Source organism: Nakamurella sp. A5-74 (assembly GCF_040438885.1).
GTDB lineage: Bacteria > Actinomycetota > Actinomycetes > Mycobacteriales > Nakamurellaceae > Nakamurella.
Map to the genome: position 1 here is coordinate 2,701,837 of NZ_CP159218.1, position 15,499 is coordinate 2,717,335.

At 67.7% G+C, this 15,499-nt stretch carries 18 protein-coding genes and 1 pseudogene; 13 read left to right on the plus strand and 6 right to left on the minus strand.

From position 1 onward, the window contains the following. Positions 1–13 precede the first annotated feature (13 nt). From ABLG96_RS12395 to ABLG96_RS12435, 9 genes and pseudogenes are all read left to right on the plus strand, one after another. Positions 14–631: a hypothetical protein gene (locus tag ABLG96_RS12395; RefSeq protein WP_353647694.1), complete on the plus strand. Its 618-nt coding sequence runs from the start codon at positions 14–16 to the stop codon at positions 629–631. 5 nt (positions 632–636) lie between these two features. After that, the gene (locus ABLG96_RS12400) at positions 637–975 is read left to right on the plus strand and encodes a hypothetical protein (protein WP_353647695.1); all 339 of its coding nucleotides are present in this window, start codon (positions 637–639) and stop codon (positions 973–975) included. A gap of 153 nt (positions 976–1,128) precedes the next feature. Then, complete coding sequence (locus tag ABLG96_RS12405) at positions 1,129–1,374, plus strand: hypothetical protein (protein ID WP_353647696.1); 246 nt, start codon at positions 1,129–1,131, stop codon at positions 1,372–1,374. A 120-nt stretch (positions 1,375–1,494) separates the two neighbouring features. Continuing rightward, a complete protein-coding gene (locus tag ABLG96_RS12410) occupies positions 1,495–1,902 on the plus strand; it encodes a DMT family transporter (RefSeq protein WP_353651486.1) in 408 nt (135 codons plus the stop codon). 180 nt (positions 1,903–2,082) lie between these two features. Then, a pseudogene (locus ABLG96_RS12415) lies at positions 2,083–3,019 on the plus strand (transposase). Between the two features lie 1,157 nt (positions 3,020–4,176). Beyond that, complete coding sequence (locus ABLG96_RS12420) at positions 4,177–4,740, plus strand: Chromate resistance protein ChrB (RefSeq protein ID WP_353647697.1); 564 nt, start codon at positions 4,177–4,179, stop codon at positions 4,738–4,740. An 89-nt stretch (positions 4,741–4,829) separates the two neighbouring features. After that, complete coding sequence (locus ABLG96_RS12425; RefSeq protein WP_353647698.1) at positions 4,830–5,285, plus strand: DUF1232 domain-containing protein; 456 nt, start codon at positions 4,830–4,832, stop codon at positions 5,283–5,285. 15 nt (positions 5,286–5,300) lie between these two features. Beyond that, entirely contained in the window at positions 5,301–6,014 is a 714-nt protein-coding gene (locus ABLG96_RS12430; RefSeq protein ID WP_353647699.1) for a hypothetical protein, read from the plus strand. A gap of 116 nt (positions 6,015–6,130) precedes the next feature. Then, positions 6,131–6,970 (plus strand): zinc permease, encoded by an 840-nt coding sequence (locus ABLG96_RS12435; RefSeq protein WP_353647700.1) that lies wholly within the window; start codon positions 6,131–6,133, stop codon positions 6,968–6,970. Between the two features lie 264 nt (positions 6,971–7,234). Here the strand turns inward: ABLG96_RS12435 and ABLG96_RS12440 are convergent, their stop codons facing one another. The 3 genes from ABLG96_RS12440 to ABLG96_RS12450 are packed head-to-tail and all read right to left on the minus strand — an operon-like array spanning position 7,235 to position 10,706. Next, positions 7,235–8,287 carry a metallophosphoesterase gene (locus ABLG96_RS12440; protein ID WP_353647701.1) on the minus strand — a complete coding sequence of 351 codons (1,053 nt, stop codon included), beginning with the start codon at positions 8,285–8,287 and terminating at the stop codon, positions 7,235–7,237. 32 nt (positions 8,288–8,319) lie between these two features. After that, positions 8,320–8,991: a hypothetical protein gene (locus ABLG96_RS12445; protein ID WP_353647702.1), complete on the minus strand. Its 672-nt coding sequence runs from the start codon at positions 8,989–8,991 to the stop codon at positions 8,320–8,322. Beyond that, positions 8,988–10,706, minus strand: a complete 1,719-nt coding sequence (locus ABLG96_RS12450) for a PHP domain-containing protein (RefSeq protein ID WP_353647703.1) — start codon at positions 10,704–10,706, stop codon at positions 8,988–8,990. Before ABLG96_RS12450 ends, ABLG96_RS12445 begins: the two co-directional genes overlap by 4 nt. Positions 10,707–10,940: 234 nt before the next feature. On the opposite strand from ABLG96_RS12450, the gene ABLG96_RS12455 reads away from it, so the two are divergent. From ABLG96_RS12455 to ABLG96_RS12465, 3 genes are all read left to right on the plus strand, one after another. Continuing rightward, positions 10,941–11,252, plus strand: coding sequence for a transposase (locus tag ABLG96_RS12455; protein ID WP_353647704.1), 312 nt, complete (start codon positions 10,941–10,943; stop codon positions 11,250–11,252). 2 nt (positions 11,253–11,254) lie between these two features. Then, positions 11,255–11,926, plus strand: coding sequence for a DDE-type integrase/transposase/recombinase (locus ABLG96_RS12460; protein WP_353647705.1), 672 nt, complete (start codon positions 11,255–11,257; stop codon positions 11,924–11,926). A gap of 103 nt (positions 11,927–12,029) precedes the next feature. Continuing rightward, entirely contained in the window at positions 12,030–12,215 is a 186-nt protein-coding gene (locus ABLG96_RS12465; RefSeq protein ID WP_353647706.1) for an integrase core domain-containing protein, read from the plus strand. Between the two features lie 109 nt (positions 12,216–12,324). Here ABLG96_RS12465 and ABLG96_RS12470 read toward each other — a convergent pair whose 3' ends face one another. Continuing rightward, complete coding sequence (locus ABLG96_RS12470) at positions 12,325–13,290, minus strand: DMT family transporter (protein WP_353647707.1); 966 nt, start codon at positions 13,288–13,290, stop codon at positions 12,325–12,327. 91 nt (positions 13,291–13,381) lie between these two features. Here ABLG96_RS12470 and ABLG96_RS12475 point away from each other — a divergent pair, with 91 nt between their 5' ends. Next, on the plus strand, positions 13,382–14,278 hold the full coding sequence (locus ABLG96_RS12475) for a LysR family transcriptional regulator (RefSeq protein ID WP_353647708.1): 897 nt from the start codon (positions 13,382–13,384) through the stop codon (positions 14,276–14,278). 19 nt (positions 14,279–14,297) lie between these two features. On the opposite strand, the gene hisI is transcribed toward ABLG96_RS12475, so the two are convergent. Further along, positions 14,298–14,648, minus strand: a complete 351-nt coding sequence (gene hisI, locus ABLG96_RS12480; RefSeq protein WP_353647709.1) for a phosphoribosyl-AMP cyclohydrolase — start codon at positions 14,646–14,648, stop codon at positions 14,298–14,300. A gap of 29 nt (positions 14,649–14,677) precedes the next feature. Continuing rightward, on the minus strand, positions 14,678–15,478 hold the full coding sequence (hisF, locus tag ABLG96_RS12485; protein WP_353647710.1) for an imidazole glycerol phosphate synthase subunit HisF: 801 nt from the start codon (positions 15,476–15,478) through the stop codon (positions 14,678–14,680). Positions 15,479–15,499 lie beyond the last annotated feature (21 nt).

The window sequence follows — 15,499 nt, forward strand, 5'->3', positions numbered from 1 at the left end:
GCATGATGGGCGGATGACGGAGAGCACGGCTGCGGCGCGGTCGACGGACACCAGCACGGCGCTCGACGCGGTGGCGCTCGACGCGGACGTCACCGCACTCTCGGCTGCCGAAGGCCGCTGGGCAGACACCTCACTGGCCCAGCGGGCCGATCTGCTCGACGAGGTGCACGCGACGATCGCAGCGGCCGCCGAGCAGTGGGTGCAGACCGCCACCACGATCAAGGGCCTGGAAGCACGGTCGCCCCTGGTCGGAGAGGAGTGGATGTCCGGGCCCTACGCGATGTTGACCGCGACCACCGAGCTCGCCGCATCGCTCCGGGCGCTCGATCAGCAACGCAGCCCGCTGGAGCGAGCCTCGTTCGGCCGCACTGCCGGGGACCGGGTGACGGTCGGGGTGCTGCCCATCGGTCTGTCAGATCGATTGCTGCTCAACGGTTTCCGGGCAGATGTCTGGATGCGGCCGGGGCCACCGAGAGCGCCGTCCGCGACGCGGCAGGATCGGCTGCCCGCGACATCGGAGGTCCCGGCGGCGTCGGGCTGGTGCTCCGCGCCGGCAACATCACCTCCATCCCGCCGTTGGACGTGCTCACCGAACTGTTCGAGCACCAACGTGTCGTCATCCTCAAGCTGAATCCGGTGATGGACGCCATGCTGGAGCCGTACCGGCACGCGTTCGCCCCGCTGATCGACCTGGCGGTGCTGAGGATCGTCATCGGCGGTGCTGACGTCGGCAGCCATCTGGCCCACCACCCGCGGGTCAGCCACGTGCACATCACCGGGAGCGCCCGCACCCACGATGTCGTGGTGTTCGGCACCGGAGCGGACGGTGTGCGCCGGAAGGCTGCCGGAGATCCGTTGCTGGACAAGCCGATCGCCAGTTGGAAATGCCCGGCAGCGGTCGCGAATTCCTCGACGCGGCCGCCCGGCACGCGAACTCATCACTCACCGGCACTCTCGGCGCAACATCATCTGTGACCCGAAGACTCTGCGCGGCCTCGGTTCCGGGTTCGAAGAAGCCCTGCAGGAGCTGCGCTACGGGACGATCGGCGTGAACGCGTGGACCGGCTTCGGCTTCCTCACCACCCGGGCTCCCCCTGGGGTGCGTTCCCAGGCCACACGATCACCGACGTGCAGAGCGGGATCGGCAGCGTGCACAACACCCTGCTGCTGCAGGACCCGGAACGTACCATCGTCCGCGGGCCGTTCCGACCCTTCCCGAGATCCCTTGCCGGCCGGAAGGTCTCCCTGTTGGCAGCGCTGGCAACCGGGGCGTACCAGGTCACCTTCATGCACGCTATTGACCGGCTCGGCGCAGCACTGGGCACGTCGATTGCGCTGGGAGTAGCGCCGTTCGCCACCGGGCTGTGCGCTTGATGGTGGACGGGAGAACGCCTGACCGGCGGATGGATCTGCGCGACCGTTGCCGCGGCTCTCGACTGCGTTCTTCTCCTCGACTCATGGGGCACCGCTCCCCCACCGTCGACCGGCATCCTGATCGCGGTGGTGTCTGGAACCTGTTACGGCGTCTACACCGTGGCAGCGAAACGATTCCTCACTGCCAGCGCACCCGCACTGCCCACCACTGCGCTCACCCTGCTGATCGCAGGAGTCGCGCTGTCACCGCTGGTGTTCATGCACACCGAAAATCTGGCAGATTCCTACTCGCTGCTGCTGATCGCCTGGACGGGCATCGCAGGAACCACCGCCGCGTACACGGCGTTCATATACGGCCTGCGCCGCACCAGCGCACCGACCGCCGGGATGCTGAGCCTGGCCGAACCCCTCGTGGCCGCGGTCCTCGGAATCGTCGTCCTGGACGAGCACCTCTCACCAGCGAGCCCAATGGGGCTGCACCACGCAGGTTTCAGGGTCACAGTGGTGTCCAAGTCCGCCGGCGGGTGAGCACTGCTCAAGCCTGACCCTCGAGGTCTGCGCCTAGATCGTGCCCCTGCCGGTGAACGAGGAGGCGTGATGGCTGCTGGGATGCCGTGCCCCGCTGTGCGGTGAGCACTGAACCATGAGGGCGCTGCGGTTCCTCCTCCGGACGATGATCAGGTACCGGTCGAGGCGAGGAGGAGCGGGATGCTGTTTCTGGGTGATGACTGGGCTGAGGCCCACCATGATGTCGAGGTGCCGAGCGAGCAGGGCAACGTGCTGGCGCGCCGCCGGCTGCCGGAGGGGGTTGGCCGGGTTGGCGCAGCTGCACGCGCTGATCGCCGATCACCTCGGTGAGGACGACGAACCAGGCTCGGTGTTGGTCGGGATCGAAAGCGATCGCGGCCCATGGGTGCAGGCACTGATCGCGACCGGGTATCTGGTGTACGCGCTGAACCCGTTGCAGGTAGCGCGGTATCGAGAACGGCACGTCACCTCCGGCGCGAAGAGCGACCCGGGTGATGCGCACGTCCTTGCTGAGGTCGTCCGCACCGACCGCGCCCATCACCGGCCGGTGGCCGGTGACAGTGAACAGGCCGCGGTCATCAAGACCCTGGCCCGGGCACATCAGAGCATGATCTGGATACGGCAACGACAGAGCAACCAGCTGCGCTCGACGCTGCGGGAGTTCCATCCGGCCGCGCTGCTCGCGGTCGGCGACGACCTGGCCGGCCGGGACGCCCTCGCTGTGCCAACCCGGCCTCGGTGTCATCCTCGGAGGCCGGGTGCTTGCCGAGTTCGGCGACGCGGAAGGCCGCTACACCGACGCGAAGGCCGCCGGAACTACGCCGGAACCAGCCCGATCACCAAAGCCTCCGGCCGCAGACGAGTCGTGCTTGCCCGCTACGCCCGCAACCGCCGCCTCGGTGACGCCCTGCACCAACAGGCCTTCGCAGCGCTCACCGCCTCACCCGGCGCCCGAGCGTTCTATGACCACCACCGAGCCCGCGGCGCCACCCACCACCAAGCCCTCCGTGCCCTGGCCAACCGACTCGTCGGCATCCTCGACGGCTGCCTCCGGCACCACACCACCTACCACGAGACGATCGCCTGGGCCCACCACCAAACCGCCACCGCCGCTTGACACCTTCCAGCCCTGGGATACCTAGGCGGATGCGCACTGCTGATCGCCGGCCTGACGGCCACATCCCTACCCGACCTACTCCGCCTGCGTCCGAGACCTGCGCTCACCCGACCAAACTCACCCAATGACGTTCCGGCATGTCGGCACTCCACCGGGAAAGAGACGATCGCATTCAGGTCGTCGTCGGCTCGATTTTGCGAATCATCGGCGCTGAAAGGGATTAAACGAACTATCGGGACAGGTTCCGGGATCTGCTTACCGGTCAATCCGACCGGGAGGCGGACTTTGATGGGCACGAATCATCCGGTGGCGCCAGCCACCGCGGGATGATCACCCAGATGGCCAGCATGGCCGCGACGAACAGACCAGTGAGCACGCCGACGAGCGGTCCGTTGAGAACGACGTCGATGATGGGCGGACGGACGCGGCCAAGGCGAGCCCATGGAAGCTGACCTCGCCGGCCAGGATCTGGCTCGGGGCCAGCTCACCCGACCGGTCGCGCCGCTGTACTTCTGCCGCGCCTGGGTCAGGCCGGGTTGGCGGAATCAGATGTCGGCCGATGGTTCTGCTGGCGACGAGGGTCGAGGCCATCGCCGCGGCGAGCAGGGCGGTCAGGTAGGCGCCGAATCGCTTCCGCCGAGGCGGTCGAAGCCCGGCAGGAACGCGATGACGAGTAACGCAGCGAACAGGACACAGATGCCGGCTGTAATGGGTGCCGGTGCAGTTGGGGGTAGGTGCGGGCCGGGCTGTGCAGCGGCCCGCATATTCACACCGGACACTTACCTACCTTCCGCTTGGCCTCGCCTAACAAGATGCTGTTATGCTGATAACAGCTTGCATGGAAGGGGCATGTCGATGAAGTCACGATGGGTGCAGAACACTGTGCGGTATGCGCAGAGCCCGCAGGGCCGCCGCACGATAGAACAGGTCATCAACCGGGTGCGGGCGTTCACCCGGCGTTCTGGTCGAGGCGGGCAGCTGCTGGGGAAGTTGGATACGCCAGCTACCCGGCAACGCCTCGAGCAGCTGCTCCGCGGCCGCAGCCGGCGGTGGTGATGCCACCTAGGTTCGGCGCCGGCGCCGAACCTGGGTGGGAAGGCGACGAGGAGCCTGCCGACACTGAAAATCAGGCTTCTTCATGTTGGCTGCTGGTGACGGTGAGCCTGACCGCCGGGCAGGCGTCGCTGCGGGTGCACGTATGGCGCAAGTTGCGGTCGCTGGGTTCGGTCTACCTGCAATCCTCGGTGTGCTTGCTCCCGGACCGCCCGGACACGATGCGCGCGGTGCGTCGGCTGCTGGATCGCGTTCACGGCGACGGCGGATCTGGGCGGCTGCTGCGGATCAACTTGCCGGATGAGGACGAAGCCCAGGACATCCGGGAAGAGTTCAACTCGGCCCGCGATGGCGAGTACGCCGAGGTCCTGGAGCGGCTGCCGACATTGGCGCAGGAGATCACGATGGAACGCGGCCGCGGCCGGGCCACCTACGCCGAGGTAGAAGAATCCGAAGCGGATCTGGCGCGGTTTCACACCTGGCTGGGCAAGATCGCCCGGCGAGACTACTTCGCCGCCCCCGGCGGCGAGGCCGCCCGGGCGGCGGTGGCCGCCGTCGGCGAGCAGCTGGCCGCCTTCGAGGAGGAAGCCCTCAACGCCGAAGCCCCACCCGGCCGCCCCCTTCGTGCCGTACCCCACCAACGGACCCGCCGCACCGCCGACGGGTAGCGGCCGCGGTCTGCGCTGACCTGGAAGCGATACCGACGCATCCGTCCCCGGCAGCCCGGTCGCGGAGGCGTACCTCAACCGAGGGAGAGATGACCATGTGGTGGCAGATCCTGATCGGCATCGCCGGTGGGCTGCTGGTGCTCTGGCTGGGCCTGCTGATCCTGCTCTGGCGGGTGCAACGACACCAACCCAACAAGGCGGGCATGCGGGAGGCGTTGCGGCTGATCCCCGACGTGATCCGGCTCCTGCGCCGCTTGGCGAAAGACCCTGCGCTGCCGCGCGGCGTACGGATACGGCTGGTGCTGCTGCTGGGGTATCTGCTGATGCCTATCGACCTGGTTCCCGATTTCATCCCGGTGCTGGGCTACGCCGACGACGCGATCATTGTCGCTCTCGCGCTGCGCTCGGTGACCCGCCGCGCCGGTCCGCAGGCGCTGGATCGGCACTGGCCGGGTAGCCCGGATGGGCTGCGGGTGGTGAAACAACTGGCCGGACTGCCATCTACGCCGGCCGCCGGACCGCCCATCGAACCCGACCACCACTAACCCCAGGAGACTCGCGTGGGTACCGATCCGCTGGACGAAGAACTCAGCCATCGCCGCACTGCCAAAGGCCAGAGGCTGCTGCCGCCTGCAGCCGGCGTTGTTGTTGCCATCGCCGTGTACGCGGTGCTGCCCGGGTCGGTCCTGTTCGCGCCGCGCTTCGTCATCCCCGCCATCGAGGCAGCGCTGCTGATCGCCCTCCTGGCCACCAGCCGGACCCGGATGACCCGCGGGAGCCGGTGGTCGCGGGCGGCGTCGGTGTGCCTGGCGTGCCTGGTGATTCTCGCGAACCTGATCTCGCTGGGCTTGCTCGTCGCGACACTGGCCAGCCACAGCGCACCCCCCGGTGGCCTGCTCGTGGCCGCGATGCAGGTCTGGCTCACCAATGTCATCGGCTTCGGATTGCTGTTCTGGGAACTGGACCGCGGCGGCCCCGTCGCCCGCCGCAAAATGCGTCGCGACGAACTACCGCCGGCAGACTGGCGGTTCTCCCAGGACGAGAACGACGACGCGGTCATCGAGGTCGCGGTCAACTCGAGCGGCAAATCCGGCTGGATACCGACGTTTCTGGACTACCTGTATCTGTCCTTGACCAACTCCAGCGCCTTCAGCCCCACCGACACGATGCCCCTCACCCCCCGGGCGAAAATACTGATGGGGATCGAGGCGACTGCAGCCCTCGTGACATCGCTGCTGGTCATCGCACGCGCCGTCGGATCCCTCGGTCAGTGACAAGCGACGCAGATCAACCGGGGTGTGGCCGCCCACCAACGCACGCACGTCACGCTCACTTGCCCGACTAGTTAGGATTGCCTAGGCTATCTGCGACGGAGCAGGAAGGTGGCCAAATGGGTCCAGGTCAGATAACGGTCCTCGGCGCGATCGCCGGATTCACCATCCTCTTGGGACTGCCCCTGGGTCGGTTGCGCTCGGTCGCGCCGCGGACCCGACTGGCGCTCAACGGCGCAGCCATCGGCATCCTGGTCTTCCTTCTGTGGGACGTCCTCAGCGCCGGCATCGCACCCGTCGAAGCCGCCCTGGAAGCCGCCAACGACGATCACGCCGGCTGGGGCACCTTCATCGGTTACGCCGCACTACTCGTCGCCGGCCTCGCGCTCGGATTGATCGCGCTCGCCGGTTACGAACAGTGGATCTCCGGCCGCCGCCCCAGCCTCGGCCCCGGCGCGGTAGCCACCGCAGAACTGACCAGTCGAGGACGGCTGATCGTCACCAGCGGACAGCAGCTGGCCCTCCTGATCGCGATCGGCATCGGCGTCCACAACTTCGCCGAAGGCCTGGCCATCGGCCAATCAGCGGCCGGCGGCGCGACCGACCTCGCGCTGCTGCTGGTCATCGGCTTCGCCGCGCACAACGCCACCGAGGGGTTCGGCATCGTCGGACCCACCGCCGGCGAGCCCATCCGACCCAGCTGGAAGCTGCTGCTGATGCTCGGCATCATCGGCGGCGGACCCACCTTCCTCGGAACTCTCATCGGGCAGTCCTACGTCAGCGACACCCTGAACATCGCCTTCCTCGCCACCGCCGCAGGATCGATCCTGTATGTGATCTTGCAACTCGCCGTCGTCGCAGCCCGAGCCGCCAAACCCATCCTGCTCAGCACGGCATTGCTGGGCGGCTTCATTCTCGGGCTCGGCACCGATTTCCTCCTCGACGTCGCCGGCGGATAACGCCCTACCCGCCGCGGGGCTCGCTCACCCACTCGCCGGCGATTCGATCTTGCTGAAGACACCCGGTGGGGTCACGAGCCAAGGAGAGCCTTCCAACCGACCGGCCCGGCACTTCCGATGCTTGAATCAGCGTCCCAGGTTTCCTGGGATGATTCACAGGATCGTCCGTCACCGGTAGCGGGTGCCACTGCCGGACACGGGTCGACAGGTCTGAGTCGTTCACTGGCCGGCCCTGCTCGGAGGTGTGTTCAGCACCGCTGGTTGTCAGGAGTACAGGATTCGTTGCCAGGTCAGTACGGCAGGGTTGTGTTTGTCGATGGTTACTTTCAGCCATTCGTCGGCGTCGGTGGATCCTTCGATGGTGACCCGGTGCAGGTTGCTGACGGGCGTGGTCAGTTGGTAGAACGGCAGCCACTTGGATCCTGCCGCGAGTGGGGTGTCCTGGCGGAAGACGTGGCTGTCGCCGTTGAACAGGTATACCGGTCCTCGGAAGTTTCGGCTTTCCTGCGCGATGGCGGCGACTACGGGTGTGAAGGCGAAGTAGTCGGCGTAGGTGGGTGCCGGAACGGTGGCGTCGAACATGTCGGCTTGGGTGAGAAGTACCACTGCCCGGTTGTGGTCGCGGCGGGCTGCGGCGAAGGTGTCGCGGATCAGCTGGATGTCGGCGGCGGTGCGGCCCAGGACTTCGGCGCTTTGTTCCGGGGTGGGTGCGGTCAGGCCGAGGCCGGTCCAGGGAGCGAGGCTGTTGTTGCTGCCGACCAGGTGGACGGCGGCGAAGGCGACGTCGCCCCGCTGGTAGCTGACGTTTTCTGGGTAGCCGTGGGCGACTTGGGAAGTGACGCGGATCGGGTGCTGTCCCAGGGTGCGGCCGGGCCTGGGGAAGAAGTCTTGTCGGACGGCGGCGAGTCGTTCCAGCGGGTTGTAGGCGCCGTTGTTGGTGCGGTGACAGTCGGTCCATTCGTTGTCGCCCGGGGTGTAGACGAGAGGGTTGCGGAAGGTGTCGAACTCTGACCTGACCTTGCCGTAGTAGGCGTCGTCGCAGGTGGACGAGCCGTTCTTGATGTCGCCGAGGTGGTCGACGAGTTGCACCTGCCGGTCGGCGTTGATCTGCGCAATCCGTTCCGGGAACTCCCTGATCTGCGTGGCGCCGTAGGGGATGTCGCCGATGACCGCGAATGTGAACGCTGGATCGGGATGACCGCCCTTGGTGTGGTCACCGGAGGAGGGGGCGATGGGGCTGGCTGCAGCTACTCCGCCCAGGCTTGCGAGCAACAGCTCGGCGGCCAGCGCAACCATCACGATGCGGCCTGATTTCATGACACTCCTTAATCGAGAGGGTTGGTGCTGCGTCAGTTGTGGTTGGCGCAGCACGGAGTCGGTTTCGGTGTTTCGAAGGGGACCCAGGTGTCGCCGACCGCCGGCTGGACATGCAGGACCAGCCGGCCGGAGTTCCAGCGGGGGCGCAGAAAATCGCGGGTGACCAGCAGTGAACCGGGTGCCGGGTCGCCGCCACCGAGTACTTCGATGCGGTCTATCGCGGTGCTCAGCACATCAGCGACAGTGACTGTGCCGGTGAGTTTGTCGCTGCCGGGAAACCGCACCACCCGGCCGCTGCTGCGGTCATGGTGGGCGGCAGCGGCCTGCTCTGCGGAGCCCTGCAGGGCCGGCAGTCCGATCCCGGATCCGCCGGTCCAGATCGCTCCGGTGGTGGTTCCCGCGGTGTTGAGTAGGGATGAGAGCAGTTCGACCACACCGGCAGCGTCAGCGGTCGGCGACATCGAGAGGGACAGGGAGACGTGCGGAATTTCGTCCACCTGCGCCCGGTGGGTGGCCGCGGTGCCGACGTGAACCCCTTCCTGGCGCAGCGCATGGATCGCGCGGGCCAGGAAGTGCTCGGCCGCTGCTTCACCGGGCAGTCCACCGTCAATTCCCACGATCTGCTCGAACGGGGTCGGGCGTCGTGCGTCGACGGTGTCGATGGTGCCGGTCACGGCGGTATTGGTCATGACGGTGCTGGTCATTTGTTGTTGGGCAGCACCCACATGGGGTTGGTGTAGAACCACAGGTCATTCCATGGGTCGGCGTCGCCGACAACGTCCATCTTCGGGCCTGCGGGATCCACTGCGGCGCCCATCAAGCCGGGAGCCAACCGCTTTCCATCAGAACCGCGGAGCCGCACGTAGAAGCCGTCATCGAGGCGACCCAGCGGGTAGGTCAGCACGATGGTGCGGCTCTGGCCGCTGACGTCGTAGGACTTCACGACGCGGGTGTGCGGGGCGGCGAGGGTGTCCCGGTCGTCGACCTGGCCGGTGACCGCGCCGCGGATCACGTCGACCTGGGCCAGACTGGGCAGGAACTCCGACCAGTTCGGCAGCCGTGCCGGGGTGATCCGGATCTGCAGGGTGACCGGGGTGCCGCGGCGGGCGTGCAGCACCCCGCCGAGGGGTACTTCATCGTGGCCGGCGCGGAGCCGGACGTCCAGCGCGTCGACGAGTCCGCCGTGATCCACCCACACTCGGCCGGCTCGCAGGCCCTGCATGACGGCGGCGTAGGAGAAGCCGTCGGAGCCGACGTGGGTGCGGCTGTAGTAGCCGGGCCAGAAATCGCCGTTGGCCAGCTGCGGTGCGGTGATGTGTACGGGGTCGTTGTAGTAGCCGTTGGTGGTGAAATCGCTGCCGGGTCCGCGCTGGGAGGTGTCGGACCAGACCTGGTGGCTGTCGGAGTTCGCGCTGATCCACCACGGTTTGCCCTCGGCGAGCAGGCTGTCCCACAAGCCGCCGACGGTGGCGGTCATCCAGTCGAAACCGCCGAAGGTGCGGTAACTCTCCAGGGGGTAGCCGGGGAAGCTGGCCGCCGGATCGGGGCTGTTGTCGTAGAAGCCGCGGCCCGAGCCCGGGCCGTACGGCTTCGGGATGCCGGCGGCCTGGTGACCGGGTGCGCCTTCCATTCCGACGGCGATCTTCGGGGCGGCGTCGCGCCAGCCGCGGATCTCGTGCGGCGAGTCGATGCCCTTGCGGGCCGGGTGGTTGGCGAACATCAGGGCATCCGAGACCCGCCGCGAGGCCACGGAGTCGGACAGGAAATGCAGGCCGGCCACCGCCAAGGCCTCGTTGGCCGCGGTGTTCGCGGTCGCTGACTTGACTGCCCCGTCGTAGCCGTTCTCGAACGCCTTGAGGACGGACACCTCATTGCGGCCCGGGTGGACGAACACGGTGCCGTGCTCGGCGGCCGGAATGTTCCACTCCAAACCCTGGAACACCAGGGTGTCGGCCACGTCGCGGCGGGCCGCGACGATGTCCGGGTTGACCTTCTCCACGCCGATCTTGGCGTGCTGGATGGTGCCGTGGTCGGTGATCACCATCCAGTCCAGGCCGTAGGCATTGGCGTGGCGGACCTGGTCGATGACCCGGTACAGCCCGTCCGGGGAGAATTGGGTGTGGATGTGGTGATCCCCGGCCAGCCACTGGTAGCCGCCGCGAGGCACCTTCACCGGTTGACCGGCCGGGGTGGTCGCGGCGGCCGTTCCCGGACCGGCGATCACCGCGGCCGCCGCGCCGGCGCCCAGCACACCGGCCGCTCGGAAGAAACGCCTCCGCCCGAGATCGTTGGGTGCCAGGTCGCTGTCCTGAATGCTCAGGTCGACCGCGGGGCTGAGCACTGCTGGCTCGCCCCCATCGTGTCGATGGCCGTCGGTGTGGGAATGTTCGTGGACGTGACCGCCGTGACTGTGCTGCATGCCGACCTCACAAGTGTGGACGTTGGTGGCGAAAGTTGTTGCCCCAGCAGAGCATCAGCAGGTGAACCCGGGGTGGACGATGTGCGAACATCCAGCCTCCGCGCCCGGGCCATATCGACGCGCGGAGTTCATCCGCGCCAGGCAGCCTGGGGATGCCGCACCGCCCACGGTCGGCACATCCTGAAGCGCCCCAGGTTTCCTGCCGCATCCTTGTGAGTTGGAAGGATGAGCAGCATGCCGAAGAAGATCGATCCGGAGCTCCGTACTCGTGCGGTGCGGCTGGTCACTGAGCACCGCGGGCAGTACGCGTCGCTGACGGCCGCGTCAGCGGCTGTGGCGAAGCAGTTGGGCGTCGGGCAGGAGTCCGTCCGACGGTGGGTGGTGCAGACCGATGTCGATGCCGGTGGCCGGGACGGTGTCACGACCCAGGAGTTGGAAGAGATCCGGAAGCTCAAGGCCGAGAACAGGCAGCTGCGTGAGGACGTGGCGATCCTGAAAGCGGCGACAACTTTCTTCGCGGGGGAACTCGACCCCCGCACCCGTTGATCATGGGGTTCATCGATTCCTTGCGCAGCGAGGGTCAGGCGGTCGGGTCGATCTGCCGGGTACTGCGCGAGCAGGGCTGCCAGGTCGCCGCGCGAACCTACCGGGCTTGGCGGGACGGCCGGCCGGCGGCCAGGGTGATCAGCGATGCGTACGGCGTGGACGCGGTGCGGTCCGCGGCCTGGACCGTCGACAGCCAGGGTCGACGGCAGCTGACCCCGGAGGGGTTGTACGGGCGACGGAAAATGACTGCGCTGCTGCGCCGCACAGTCGATGATGATGTCAGTGCCGGGGCGGTGGATCGGGCGATGAAATTGTTGAGCCTCAACGGGGTTCGACGGGACAAGGGTGTCCGGACGACGATCCCGGCGAAGGATGGAAAGCATGCCTGTGACCTGCTGGACCGGGACTTCACCGCGCCGGCCCCGACCCGGGTGTGGGTCACCGACTTCACCTACGTGCGGACCTGGGCGGGATGGGTGTACGTGGCGTTCATCATGGACGTCTTCGCCCAACGGATCGTGGCCTGGCACGCCGCCACCTCGAAGGAGACCGAGCTGGTCATGATCCCGCTGCGGATGGCGTGTGGGAAAGCGGCCGGCAGGGCCACCCCGCAGTCCCCGGCACCCTGGTCCACCACTTCGACGCCGGGTCGCAGTACACGTCGGTGCTGCTGACCGATCACCTGGCGTTGGAGGGCACATCGCCGTCGATCGGATCTGTGGGCGACGCCTACGACAACGCGCTGATGGAGTCGATCAACGGCCTGTACAAGGCCGAGTGCGCACGGACCACCGTGTTCCACGCCGCCCGTACAAAAGCATCGCGGACGTCGAGTACGCCACCGCGTGCTGGGTCGACTGGTACAACAATCGGCGCTTGCATGGCACGCTGGGAAACGTCCCACCTGTCGAGTACGAGCAAGCCCACTACGCGGCCCTCAACAGAGAGCCGCAACCCGTATGAGAGCGGCACGGAACCTGGGGCGCTTCAACACGATGATCCGTCACCATCACCACCCCCACCGGACACCGCTACACCACCACACCACCGGAAGCACTCGGACTACCCGCGATCACCCTGCGGCAGTGACGGAGTTCGTCCGCCGCCGCCGTACCCGACCGATCGCCACTCCGGTCAGCGCCACGGCGCCGCCGATGATCGCCCAGATCGTGGGCACCTCGCCGAGCACCAGCAACGAAGCGAGCACCACGATCGCGGGCACAGCCAGGGTCGAGGAAGTGAGCACACCGGCGTCCGATCGCTGCAGGGCATAGGCCCACAGGCTGAAGGCGATCGCTGTCGGGAACACCCCCAGGTAGATGAGCGACAGGACCGGCGTCGTCCCGGCGGCGCTCCATTCCCGGATCAAGGAGGGGAGCCAACCGAGCAGGGCGAGCGCCCCGATCCCGCAGCCGACCCAGGTCGCAGTGAGGGCGTCGACGGTCTTCAGCGCGACCTTCTGGGTCAGCACCCCGGCCGCATACAGCACCGCGGTGACGAGCCCCAGCAGAATCCCGAAACCGTCGCTGTGGCCGCCGGATCCACCGAACGCGATCAACACGACGCCGATGAAGGCGATCCCGATCCCCACCAGGAGCTGCCGCGGAAAGCCCTCCCGCAGAAAGACTCCGGCCCCGACGGCGACCAGGATCGGAGCCACGTTGACGAGCATGGCGGCCGTCCCCGCGTCGAGATGCCGCTCCGCGGCGTTGAGCAACACGTTGTAGCCGGCGAACCACAGCAGCCCGTAGGCGGCCACCATCCCGAGGGCCCTGCCCTGCGGCAGGGGCCGGCGTGCGCGGACGGCGAAAACAGCAAGCACCAGACCACCGACCAACATTCGTCCCAGCGCCAGCGGACCCGGTGAGAACGACGTCCCGATCCCCCGGATCGCCACGAACGCTGACGCCCACATCAGCAGCACGGCGACGACGGCCGCAGCCGGCTTCCACTCTCTGGGCGCCGGCTCGGCATCGGTGATGCCGGCTGCAGTGGTCGTCGTGCCGTCGTTGGAGTGCGAGGCCGGGATCTCGGTCATGACGGGAATGCTCCCGCGCCGGTCTGTTCAGCACAAGCGAGCCTTTCTCAATGACTGTTCAGCACTGCTGAACAGTGGCTAGGCTGCAGTCATGCTCGACACCCACCGTCTGCGCGTCTTCCGAGCCGTGGTCGCCGCCGGCTCCGTCGGCGGGGCGGCAACGGCACTGGGATACACCCCCTCCGCGGTCAGCCAGCACCTCACCGCCCTGCAGAAGCAGACGGGGCTCACGCTGGTGGAACGCAGCGGACGCGGGATCGTGACCACCGCGATCGGTCGGCGCTTCGCCGAGGAATCCGATCGGGTGCTCCGCGAACTCACCGGTCTGCAATCGGTGGCCGATGATCTGCGGGCCGGCCGGGTCGGCCGGTTGACGTTGCGGTACATCGCCTCCGCCGGCACTGCCTGGGTGCCTCCCGTGGTCGCCACCCTTGCCCGGGAGTTCCCCGATCTGCGGCTGAGTCTGCGACTGGTCGAGCTCGCACAGGACCATCCGACGGAACCCGACCTGGAGGTCTTCGTCGAGGATCCCGCCCTGCCTGCCGCAGCCGAGAGCCGGACATCGCCGGCGATCGAACTCGTCGACGAGCCCTACCGGGTGGTGGTCCATCGCACGCACCCGTTCGCACTTCGGGACCGGGTGCCGCTCACCGAACTGCAGCACGAGGACTGGGTGGACAACGACGTGGTCAGGGGACCCTGCCGGACGATCGTGCTGAACGCTTGTGCCGCAGCAGGTTTCGCCCCCGACTTCCGACTCGAGGCACACGACTACCCCTCGGCGATCGCCTTCGTTGCTGCCGGGGTCGGCATCACGGTGCTTCCCGATCTGGGCTGCCGGTCGCTCCCGGCAGACGTGGTGGCGATCCCGCTGCAGGATCCATCGCCACGTCGTCGGGTGATGCTCTCCGTCCGACCCGCGGTCGTGGACCATCCCGCCGTCCGGCGAGCAAGGGAACTGCTGGTCCAGCAGGCACACCGGGACTGAGTGTGCGTCGCGCGACGCCTCAGATTGCGGTCGCCCGTGAGGAACTCGCGCCCGGAACCACCCGGCCGTCGAAACACGTACGGGTCCCGGTGTGGCACGCAGCGCCCGACTGGTCGACCAGCAGCAGCAGCGTGTCGCCGTCGCAGTCGTGCCTGAGTTCCACCACCCGTTGGGTGTTCCCGGAGGTCTCCCCCTTCACCCAGTACTCGCCGCGGGAGCGCGACCAGTAGGTGGCCCGACCGGTGGCCAGCGTCCGTTCCAGCGCTGTGCGATCCATCCAGGCCACCATCAGTACCTCGTGCGAGTCGTACTGCTGGACGACCACACAGATGAGCCCCGAATCGTTCCAGCGCAGGAGGTCCGGAATCATGACGTGCTCCTCGTTCGACGGTGCCACGATCAGCTCCCCACAGCCCCGGCGGTGGTACCACTCGCCCGCACCACGTGCCCGTCGGCCGCCAGCGCGGCTTTCACCTCGGCGATCCGGAAGGTACCGAAGTGGAAGACGGAGGCGGCCAGCACCGCGTCCGCTCCGGCTCTGACCGCCTCCGGGAAGTGGTCGAGGGTGCCGGCCCCGCCGGAGGCGACGATGGGGACGTCCACCACCGCGCGGACCGCCTGCAGCATCAGCACATCGAACCCGGCCTTCGTACCGTCAGCATCCATGCTGGTGAGCAGGATCTCCCCGGCACCCATCTGCGCTCCCCGTCGAGCCCAGTCCACCGCATCGATGCCGGTCCCCCGACGGCCACCGTGGGTGGTCACCTCGAAGCCGGACGGGCAGCCCTCCTCGCTCGTCCGCCGGGCGTCGACGGCGAGCACCACGCACTGCGAACCGAACCTGTCGGCGGCTTCACGGAGGAAGTCCGGCCTGGCGACGGCCGCAGAGTTCACCGAGACCTTGTCCGCCCCGGCCCGCAACAACGCATTGATGTCGTGGGTGCTGCGGACCCCGCCGCCGACAGTCAGGGGGATGAACACCTGCTCGGCCGTCCGGGTGATCATCTCGTACGCGCTGGCGCGATTGTCACTGGTCGCGGTGATGTCGAGGAAGCAGAGCTCGTCCGCGCCCTCGGCGTCGTACACCCGAGCCATCTCCACCGGGTCGCCGGCATCCTTGAGGTCCAGGAACTGCACCCCCTTGACCACCCGCCCGTCCGCCACGTCCAGACAGGGAATCACCCGCACCGCAACGCTCATGGCCCCCAGCCTACGGTCCGG

Bases quoted from the DNA above. Each gene is read 5' to 3' on its own strand.
- ABLG96_RS12395 (WP_353647694.1), top strand. From the start codon at position 14: ATGACGGAGAGCACGGCTGCGGCGCGGTCGACGGACACCAGCACGGCG.
- ABLG96_RS12455 (WP_353647704.1), top strand. From the start codon at position 10,941: ATGCCGAAGAAGATCGATCCGGAGCTCCGTACTCGTGCGGTGCGGCTG.
- ABLG96_RS12475 (WP_353647708.1), top strand. From the start codon at position 13,382: ATGCTCGACACCCACCGTCTGCGCGTCTTCCGAGCCGTGGTCGCCGCC.
- ABLG96_RS12460 (WP_353647705.1), top strand. From the start codon at position 11,255: ATGGGGTTCATCGATTCCTTGCGCAGCGAGGGTCAGGCGGTCGGGTCG.
- ABLG96_RS12440 (WP_353647701.1), bottom strand. From the start codon at position 8,287: ATGAAATCAGGCCGCATCGTGATGGTTGCGCTGGCCGCCGAGCTGTTG.
- ABLG96_RS12425 (WP_353647698.1), top strand. From the start codon at position 4,830: ATGACCATGTGGTGGCAGATCCTGATCGGCATCGCCGGTGGGCTGCTG.
- hisI (WP_353647709.1), bottom strand. From the start codon at position 14,648: ATGATTCCGGACCTCCTGCGCTGGAACGATTCGGGGCTCATCTGTGTG.
- hisF (WP_353647710.1), bottom strand. From the start codon at position 15,478: ATGAGCGTTGCGGTGCGGGTGATTCCCTGTCTGGACGTGGCGGACGGG.
- ABLG96_RS12450 (WP_353647703.1), bottom strand. From the start codon at position 10,706: ATGCAGCACAGTCACGGCGGTCACGTCCACGAACATTCCCACACCGAC.
- ABLG96_RS12435 (WP_353647700.1), top strand. From the start codon at position 6,131: ATGGGTCCAGGTCAGATAACGGTCCTCGGCGCGATCGCCGGATTCACC.
- ABLG96_RS12445 (WP_353647702.1), bottom strand. From the start codon at position 8,991: ATGACCAGCACCGTCATGACCAATACCGCCGTGACCGGCACCATCGAC.
- ABLG96_RS12470 (WP_353647707.1), bottom strand. From the start codon at position 13,290: ATGACCGAGATCCCGGCCTCGCACTCCAACGACGGCACGACGACCACT.